The sequence below is a fragment of the Pseudoalteromonas sp. SG44-1 genome (assembly GCF_014164315.1).
Taxonomy (GTDB): domain Bacteria; phylum Pseudomonadota; class Gammaproteobacteria; order Enterobacterales; family Alteromonadaceae; genus Pseudoalteromonas; species Pseudoalteromonas rhizosphaerae.
This window is the reverse complement of record NZ_JACJEW010000014.1, coordinates 100,175-109,350: the sequence shown is the minus strand read 5'-3', so window position 1 is coordinate 109,350 and position 9,176 is coordinate 100,175. Positions and strand designations below refer to the sequence as shown.

The following is a 9,176-nucleotide window of genomic DNA, read 5'->3' as shown; positions in this document are numbered from 1 at the left end:
TTAGCTGATTTTCTAAGGGATACGCCTTCCCACATTAATTTGGTATATTCGATCCACTTCTCAGCCTTTTTCATTCGGTAAAGTGGTGAGTCTGCAAGTGCATTAAATGTTTTGTTGCATGATTTACACTTAAAGCGCTGAATTCCTTGCTTTGTCATTCCCCAACGATTTAGATTATGTGAATCACAATGGGGGCAATGAGATATTGATTCCTCATGGTCGGAAATAGCTTGACCTACTTGGTTAGTGGCAATATTTGATTCAACTTCGTGGCGAAGCTTTTTAAGTTGAGCGTAATTTAAGTTGGTAATGTGATGTAGTATATTTTGAAACTGCTTGGAAGCCATGTTGCACCTACCGTTTTTAGGTTTCAGTATATTGAATATAGTTCACCAACACTGAAATACAACATAGCCATATATATACAGCTATTTTAGGTCTAATTATAAGTACAAGCAACATTATTAGGTGGGTGTATAGTAATGCGATAGCGTATAGGCTAAATTATACAAATGATTATTGTACGCTTAAAAATTAACTAATTGAGCCTGCTCTTGGGTTTACTTTAGGTCTTAATGAAGAGAAATTGGGTTATTTATGAACAAAGATAATTTTTGGGATAGTGTAAATAACGCTATAAAATCAGAAAAGGTCGTAGGGTTATGCTCCTTCTGTAAAACTGAAATCAAACCAGTTATTGTTGCGGGTAGCTTAACTAATAGAGATTACTGTATTTGCCCCAATAAAAAATGCAATCAACCAATAGTGGTTTGCTTAACACCTGGTTGCGACAATTATGCAAATGGTTCCCTAATACGCAGGCCGCTGTGTCATTGGTGTTTTCAAAAAGCTACGCCAAATGTTGGTAATACCATCCTAAAAGCTGCGTCAGCTATCACCACTACCGCAGCGGGATTTTATATAAAAAAAAGGTTTAATAATGATTGATTTATCTTAAATTAATACAAATTATTTAAATCAAAAAGCTTAACCCGCTTTTCACACATCTTCCCAACTTGCCTTGTTATAGCTCTCTTTTTGAGTTTTAGCATCCAAAGGCCTCATTTCAGTAGGGGCATATAAAATAGCATTAATGGCACAATTCTTAACTGTATGTGTCGAATATTGCTCTCTATACCCATTAATTACATCAACATGAGCCAAATTTTCTTTGTAGGAAACTGTAAAATCCGGGCAGTCCAAGTAGTTCATTTCTCTCGGGCAATTAAGCATAGCCACTTCATCATGCCTTGATGAGCCTTTGGATGTTACAAAATAGCTATGTGCACCTATGTCAAAACTTCTGCAGTTAATCGTAAAGTATGCAGTGTTCTTTTCAACTTTAATTGGGCTTAACTCTATTAATTTATGTTTAATTACATCATTCACACCAAATTTCAAAGTTGGTATGTCAGTAGTAGTGTTTAAAGGGGATGCCATATAAGCGCCCAAAGCAATAGCGGCAAATATAGCCAGCGCAGCAGCTCGCTTAAGCATATTCTCTTGACGCTCTAATTTATGATTATCCATCTAATGCGCTCTCACAAAATATAAAAGGCTATTATCACAAGTTATATAAAAAAAATTAAAATTTAGAGCGCATGAATAGTGCCCTTGTAAATAAGGGCTATAACACCAACGATCATTCAAAAATCATTAGTTTTCTTTATACTATTGAAGTTGCAACTTTGTTGATTGAACTCTTTAAGGTAAGCTCTTGATTTGGCGTAGTTTTGATATCTTATTAAAATAGGCTTGGCATTAGCAAATGTGGATAAAAAAACAGTTGAAACTAAAGTAAAAACAAGTCTCCCCCCCCACCTCTAAAGTCATAAAAATAGTAAAAAACACATGATATCATTAGATAAAATATATATTCACAATAAATTATCTATAACTTCTTGATATAGATCTTCATCATTCACTCGAACGTATAACTCGGTCGTAGAGACCTGGTTGTGGCCAAGCAAGAGAGAAATTTTCTTGATAGGCACACCTCTGTTGTACAGGTTGGTGGCGTAACTACGACGTAAAGAGTGCGGAGGTGGAGCTTCATATTTACAGCATAATTTAAAAATCGCATCGGCACTCATGGTTTTTTTTTGCAAATGACCACCCTTTAGAATCCGTACAAAAAGCGGCTCATCTTTATTAGAATACAAATGAATATCAAGCCATGTATTTATCGCCTCTAACACAACAGGATGCAGTGCAACTTTTCGTTCTTTATTACCTTTACCTATCACCCGTAATGCCTTGTCTCCAACATCACCTATTTTCAAATTAACAATTTCTTGCCGACGTAAGCCACAACGCAGTAACACTGAAAATATTGCATAATCGCGAATCTTTGAAGCATTTTCACAAGTTTTTTTAGAAATCATTCCTAATAACGACTCTACTCCATGATGATCCAGCAGGTTATATTCTTTATTCCTTGAGCCCGTTTTAGGCTTCACCATTTTAATAGCGTCACGCTGTAGAGCACTCATTTTTCCAAGTAAGTAAGCGTGCTCAACAACTTGTTTAACAATTGCAATGTAGAGTGTAATTGTTTTTGGCGAATAATTTTCATTAGACTTGAAGCTATTAATCAGAGTATTTAATGCAGTAGCATTGAAGTTTTGCCAATTAATATCATAGATTGAATCTCTGCCAATATGCTTCGCCACAGCTTTCAGCACACGTGCAGCAGTTTCTTTTGAGGCTTCAGAGTTAAGAGATAAAATATAATTATATATCGGACATTTCACATCTTTGTATATAACTGTCTTTTTATACATGCTATTGGCAGCAACCAAATCATGACGAATTTCAAATAATTCTTTTGCAAATCGTGTCAAAGCTTAACCCTTCTATGTGTTTTGTTTTAGTGCAATTAAAATAAAATGCTTCATTGTTAATCTTTAAATTAAACCCGTACATCATAATTAAACACTTTACCGCCACCGATATAACCCTAGATATTAGCGGGCAAACTTTAATGTCAATCCCCCCCCTGTGCAGGAACATTAAACTCCGTAACCTTGGGGTGATCGCTTCACCCCAAGGTTACAAACTTTATTGTCTCTACCCCCCCCCACTATAACAGGTAACTTCTTCATGTTAAAAATAACTCTTGTAAATTGCTATTTACGATACCTATTTTTATGTTAAATTGGACTTTTAATAAAAAACTCAGGTCAACTCACCTAAGTTTTTAAAATATTAATTTAACTATTTTTTTTACTTTTAACACTAAAAATCATTACATTAATGGTGGTGAACAAAATCAAACCTAAGCACGCAGTCAAATACTCTGCAAAACGAGCAACGAGTAAATTTTGTGCCACACCCGACAATATTAAGGATAGTAGCAATATAAACAAAGGTATGATCAATTGACTTACATAACACGATAGTAAATAAATTGCAGCGTTCGGGCCCCCCATAAAATTACACTTTTTATAAATATAAAAAGTACATAAATGACTAATCAAATAAATTATAACAAATAAAAAAACTACCATGAACCAACCCTTCTGGACAGTTTGTTTCTAAATTATGTCACAGTTTTTTATCTAGGCTACTAAGCTAGAAAGGGCGAATATAGTGGTTCTAATTCATTTTTCAGAAAATTAGAATTCTATTAATGCTAACTATAAAGCACAAGGGTTTAGATAGCTTGATGTGAATGGCTTCGTGAGGATTATTAGATTTATCCTGGCATCATGATTTATTTCTGCGATAGATGAAAATGTATGACGCCAAGGTGATTAGTGTTTAATTTTATTCTTTAACGCATACAAACCACCAGCAAGTGTAAATATTGTAATAGTTATAACAATAGCTGTCGCAATTTGAATTGTACTCATAAATATCTCCTGTCAGGTCTATTAATAATTATACACAACTCTATAAATATAAAAAGCGCGCTGAGATTAGCAATCTTTTCTGCCTTCAAATTATTATCTTGTGGCCTTAACTGCAAATAAATATAACCCCGAAAAAATAGATACAACAAACGTAAGAATAGCTACTGGCAAGTTAAACTCGCTTAATGAATTTGAAGTTGTTTCAAAAATATTGGGGGCATTGGTGTAAACATCAGTAGTGAAATATCTCCAACTAAAGAACGCGCAAGCTGTGACAGAAAAGACAAACATACCCAGCGCTCCACTGATCAGCTTTGATAATGTGTAAGAGCCGGTTGCTAAAACCGATAGAAAAACCAACATTAATAACATTTAAATAAACACCTAAATTTGTTACAACCAACTGTTTATATTGATAATACCTCCAATATAAACCATGAAATTATTGACCTACTTATGTGTCTTGCCGACTGCACTAACCTTTCCATTTGACCATCTTATGAAGAGGGTGTTCCCTACTCGCCATTCAGTAATCTTTTTAATCATTATTCCAATTTTCCTTTATTAACATTCCCAAACCACAGAATAAGCATGCCAAGCGCGGCACAAGCGACGATACCAAAAACAACCCAGAGAGGGTCATCATTTGCCGATATTGAACTAATCATATTTACTAATTTCTACTTTCTTTTGCGTAGTAAATCTATAGCTGTCTTCTGTTTTTTTACTTCAACTAACAAGTTCATCTTATGCGTGTAAGCATCCTGTAACTTAGCATCAGTCTCTTTGAGTGCAGCTTTTACAGATTCGAGTTCTTTACTTAATGCTAAATTAGCATCATTTAACGCAGTTAAATCTTTTTCTTCTGATTCCGCTATCTCATTTAAATTAATGTGATTAGGGCTTATATCATTATTATAAATTTCAAAATTGTCAGTTTCTTCCTGTAAAGCTAAATTAGAAGCTTTCAGCGTTTTTAGTTCGTTTTGTAATGCAGTTTTTACTTCGGTGAGTTCATTAACTTTATTTTTATTGTCTTCTAGCGCCTGGGTAGCATCTTCAAGCTCTGCATTAACTTTTTCATTCTGCTTTATAAGGGCTTCATTACTTAAGAGTAATTTAGCGTTTCTTTCATCTAGTGTTTGTGCGAGAGCCTTGCTTTCACTAGCTAATGCTTTCTGTGAAGTTAGCTCTTCTACTAGTTCTTGGTTCAACCTACTACTAGACAGATTTTTTGTTCTCAACTGTTCAATTTGTGTATCTAGCTCCTTTACGGCCAGAGAATGCGTGCGAGTCAGTTCCTCCAGAGCTTTTTGATATTGTGCATCATTTTCTTGATTTTCATTAGCAAGCTCTCGACTCTGCATTAACTGCCTCTCAAGTAGCTCTATCCTTGTTTCGCTTGCCACTTGCTTAAGACTCAGTGCCTCATATTCAGCTTTGAATTGTGATAGTTCATGCTCGGCTATTAAACGCTGACTATTAGCTTCATTAAATTGGTTTTTATAGCGTAGTTCTGCCTCTTTTTCCTTTAGCGCCAATTCATCCATAAACGTTTGTGCAAAGTTAGATGACAATGCAAATTTGTTATCAAACCATTCCTTTTGCTCTTGGGCCCTAATAGTCTTCCAAGATAGTAAGTGTTTATGAGCTGTGCTCGTGCTTTTAATTTCAGGGATCAACGACAAAAGCATAGGAATGTTAGGCTCAATACCTTTTTTTACTAAGTTATTACACAACTCATGAATCATTTTTTTGTGATTTAATGAAGTGTTTTTTGCAGACATTGGTATTACCTACTTTTAAACATGATTGAATTATACACACGCTTGTTCATATAGGCAATTACGGCAAATAATATCGCTCTTATCGCGAAAAAATTTCGCCATTAGCGAGGGAATAGTTTCGCAATTAATTACAATATGAACGAGCTTAAAACCAGACGCTAAAAGCAAAGAAAGCCATATAAATCATTGTTTATATGGAACTTTATACTTAGCCACTAACTAAGTTAGTTGTTTTAATTTAAATTTACAGAAATAAAAATATCAATAACTGTAAAATATCCATGTTAAATACAGAAAAAAACGCGAAAGCTTTCGCACTAACTTTCGCAGTTTTTACGAAATTTTGTTAATAAATTCCATGATAATTTATATCTGTAATAAGAGCTTTTATATACAAATACATACTAATTATGTTGATTAAAATGCATACAACTCTAGCTATATCTTCACTATTTCCAAACTTTATAATTGCAGCGTAAAAAAATAATTGGCAAAAAATTGATACAAAAGCATAAGCATAACGCTTTGTTGTAATAGACATACATTTTCTCCAGATTTTGTTTGTCACATACTCAATTTCTGCAATAAGCCAGCCACATTTTTTCAAACTATCAAACAAGCATTTAATGTGTTTTAAATCAGGTTGTTACAACATTAAATTTATGAGTGTTTCAGAAGTATACATATTTAATGTGTAAAAAGTTTAAGAAAGAAATGATAGTTTAATAAAAGTGTAAAAAAATGAAGACACTATTCTACTTTTCTGCAAAAAACTGTAATCAATACAGAACACATGCTCTGCATTTAAACGACTTTTGATAAGACACGATGACAAATGCAATAACCAATCGGCTCTATTTTTTATGGCCACTGAGTTGCCTGACGTCATTACGCACGGATAAAGCCACTTTACAGAATTGACTAAGTACTTTATTTCATTAGTCATAATCATTTTATTGCGTTTTCAGCATTTTGGAATCGCGATATATATGGGAATAATTGCCCACACACCAATGCACGATTCATGTATCAAAAAATGACTCGCATTACAAAAATCGGTATACACGGTTATACATATTATGTACTATCACTTTACTAGAATAATTGTTAAGTATGAGGTTTTTCATGAGTTCAGAAAAAGTAGCTAAAACTGATAGAGATTTTTATAATTTAAGTGTAGGCGCAACCAATCATAAAGAAGCACGTAATAGAAGATTGTTGAGTAATAACCAAAAACAACTTCGCAACTTCACTCGTAATGAAAGCAAAGACTATTTAGGTGTACATGCGGCTACTATAGATAAATACACAAAATTAGCTAACATCGACCCTCGCAGACATGATGATTCTCAGTGGTCACTGGACTTAGAAGAAATATACAAGGTACGTGATCTAATGCCTCAAGATTTGAGAAAAGCGGAAAAATTCCACCGTGGCTTAAATCAAAAACTCCAAGTAATCGCGATACAAAATCAAAAAGGTGGCGTAGCTAAAACAGCTACTGCAGCTACACTAGCTTCTTGCCTAGCAACAGAGTTCCATCAAGAATTTCGCATTGGCCTAATTGATATGGATGCACAAGCAACATTAACCACCTTTTACGCTACGAAGTCAGAGGCGTTGGGTGAGCTATCATCTGGTGATTTGATTACTGGGAACTATGAGCTAGACGAAGGTGAAACAAAGCAGCAAGTGATCTCAAATGCATTCTTACCAACAACAATACCAAATTTACGTATCCTACCGGCTGCACAATCAGATAGAGCTTTAGACAACTGGTTTCACGAACAAGTTATAAATAATAAAATTGAAAACCCGTATTCAATTTTGAAAAACATTATCAATGAAGTTGAAAGTGAATTTGATATAATTATCATAGATACCCCGCCGAGCCTAGGCTTCCCAACGTACAATGCTTACTACGCGGCTACGGGTATTATCTACCCATTAGGTGTAACTGAAAGCGATATTGATGCCACAAGTTCTTACTTTGAATTTATTCAGCAAGTGTGGGCTATTTTAAAAAAAGCAGGTCATCCCGGCTTCGATTTTATGAAAATGCTACTTACAAATTTTAAAGAAGGCTCAACAACAACGACAGGATTGATGACTGGTTTATGTGATGATTTCTCGGACTATTTATACTCAAAAGAGTTTAAAGCATCTGAGGCGGTTTCTAATTGTCAAGCATCAATGGCTACTGTCTTCGATATGTCCAAAAGTGAATACGACAAAAGTAAATCTTCATTCCTAAAAGCTCAAGTAAATGGGTATGAAGTAACGAGTCAGGTATATAGAGATATTGCAAAAGTATGGCGTGAAAGCAGTAAGGAGGAAAAATAATGGCTAAGAAACGTGGCTTTAACAATCCTACAGGTGGTGTACCGGGTGGAGAAGATGCGATAGTAGACGCAGCAATAAGTAAAATACAGCATTTATCAAAGGATCTAAAATCTGCAATTGAAAACTCAAATCAAAATACAAATGCAGTGCTTAAAGAGTTCTTTGGTTTAAGTTCAGTTGGGGAAAGTAAAATATGGACTTTGAGGTCAGGTAAAAAAGTAGAATTTACACCTGTTACATTGTCTTATGAAGAAGTACGCGATAATACAACCGTCACGTTTGAGGTGAACGGGCGATTCCAAGACGATTTAACCCTTGAGTCATTGCAAGATCTAAACTCAATTCTTACGCAACAATATACACCGGCCATTGCAAGGTTACTTGATGGAAAGATGGATATATTAGACGGCTCACGTAGGCGTGCCCGTTTTTTATATGAAGAAGGAGCGATTAAAGAGTTTCACCTTCTCGTTTCTAGCGAAGATATAAGCGTCAGTGATGCTAAAGCGTTAGCTAAAGAGCTTCAATCGGCAAAGGAGCATAGCTTAAGGGATGTTGGTTTGCGTTGTCAGTTGATTAAAGATAATCACTTTAATGAGACTGGCGAAACCTTAAATCAAACTGCATTAGCAGAACAGCTCGGTGTTAGCCAAAGCTTAATAAGTAAAGCACTCACTGCTGCTTCAGTAAAAAAGGAAATGCTAACGCTTTTCCCTGATCTGAACACGCTCGCTATTGCTGACTATAAACTTCTAAAGCAAGTGCAAGACGAACTTGAAAGTAACAATTTTCTTGATGGATTTATAGATGAAATCGAAACTGAAATTATTAGCATAGATGACAACCTTGCGGCCGATGAATATAAAAGTGCTGTTTTAACTCTTATTAAAAATACAAACAAAAAACTTACTGCCAAACCGAAGGATAAAGCTGTTACAACTAAACTGTTTGACTGTAAGGGTAATCAAAGAACAGCTAAAAAAACAGAAAAGGGTAGAAAGGTAAGTTATACATTTGACAAAATTACTGAAGAAGCCAAACGAGAAATCGAAGAAGCTATAGTAGCGCTCTTGGAAAAACATAACCAATAACCTTGATAAAAAACCTGCTGATTAGCAGGTTTTTTAGTGGGTTTTATACAAAGGTTATTTATGCTTTATTCACATTCAAAACAGTCACTTACGAATAAAAA

The 9,176-nt window shown here is 34.8% G+C and carries 8 protein-coding genes; 3 read left to right on the top strand and 5 right to left on the bottom strand.

Annotated elements, in window-relative coordinates; all coding sequences use genetic code 11:
* A partial coding sequence (locus H5187_RS09075; RefSeq protein WP_182797794.1) for an IS1 family transposase occupies positions 1-347 on the bottom strand: 347 nt, incomplete at its 3' end.
* 250 nt (positions 348-597) lie between these two features.
* Between H5187_RS09075 and H5187_RS09070 the strand changes: the two genes are divergently transcribed.
* Positions 598-948: a hypothetical protein gene (locus tag H5187_RS09070; RefSeq protein WP_182797793.1), complete on the top strand. Its 351-nt coding sequence runs from the start codon at positions 598-600 to the stop codon at positions 946-948.
* 51 nt (positions 949-999) lie between these two features.
* Here the strand turns inward: H5187_RS09070 and H5187_RS09065 are convergent, their stop codons facing one another.
* The 4 genes from H5187_RS09065 to H5187_RS09050 form a co-directional block, all read right to left on the bottom strand.
* Positions 1,000-1,530: a hypothetical protein gene (locus H5187_RS09065; protein WP_182797792.1), complete on the bottom strand. Its 531-nt coding sequence runs from the start codon at positions 1,528-1,530 to the stop codon at positions 1,000-1,002.
* 347 nt (positions 1,531-1,877) lie between these two features.
* The gene (locus H5187_RS09060; RefSeq protein ID WP_182759091.1) at positions 1,878-2,843 is read right to left on the bottom strand and encodes a tyrosine-type recombinase/integrase; all 966 of its coding nucleotides are present in this window, start codon (positions 2,841-2,843) and stop codon (positions 1,878-1,880) included.
* 1,104 nt (positions 2,844-3,947) lie between these two features.
* The gene (locus H5187_RS09055) at positions 3,948-4,226 is read right to left on the bottom strand and encodes a hypothetical protein (RefSeq protein ID WP_182797791.1); all 279 of its coding nucleotides are present in this window, start codon (positions 4,224-4,226) and stop codon (positions 3,948-3,950) included.
* Between the two features lie 308 nt (positions 4,227-4,534).
* Positions 4,535-5,641, bottom strand: coding sequence for a hypothetical protein (locus H5187_RS09050; protein ID WP_182797790.1), 1,107 nt, complete (start codon positions 5,639-5,641; stop codon positions 4,535-4,537).
* Positions 5,642-6,766: 1,125 nt separating this feature from the next.
* Here H5187_RS09050 and H5187_RS09045 point away from each other — a divergent pair.
* Positions 6,767-7,984 carry a ParA family protein gene (locus H5187_RS09045; RefSeq protein ID WP_182759094.1) on the top strand — a complete coding sequence of 406 codons (1,218 nt, stop codon included), beginning with the start codon at positions 6,767-6,769 and terminating at the stop codon, positions 7,982-7,984.
* Positions 7,984-9,075, top strand: coding sequence for a ParB family protein (locus H5187_RS09040; protein WP_182759095.1), 1,092 nt, complete (start codon positions 7,984-7,986; stop codon positions 9,073-9,075). The genes H5187_RS09045 and H5187_RS09040 overlap by 1 nt, the downstream gene beginning before the upstream one ends.
* Positions 9,076-9,176 lie beyond the last annotated feature (101 nt).

What these genes read in the sequence shown, in the direction of transcription:
- H5187_RS09070 (WP_182797793.1), top strand. Translation starts at nt 598, where the DNA reads ATGAACAAAGATAATTTTTGGGATAGTGTAAATAACGCTATAAAATCA.
- H5187_RS09065 (WP_182797792.1), bottom strand. Translation starts at nt 1,530, where the DNA reads ATGGATAATCATAAATTAGAGCGTCAAGAGAATATGCTTAAGCGAGCT.
- H5187_RS09055 (WP_182797791.1), bottom strand. Translation starts at nt 4,226, where the DNA reads ATGTTATTAATGTTGGTTTTTCTATCGGTTTTAGCAACCGGCTCTTAC.
- H5187_RS09050 (WP_182797790.1), bottom strand. Translation starts at nt 5,641, where the DNA reads ATGTCTGCAAAAAACACTTCATTAAATCACAAAAAAATGATTCATGAG.
- H5187_RS09045 (WP_182759094.1), top strand. Translation starts at nt 6,767, where the DNA reads ATGAGTTCAGAAAAAGTAGCTAAAACTGATAGAGATTTTTATAATTTA.
- H5187_RS09040 (WP_182759095.1), top strand. Translation starts at nt 7,984, where the DNA reads ATGGCTAAGAAACGTGGCTTTAACAATCCTACAGGTGGTGTACCGGGT.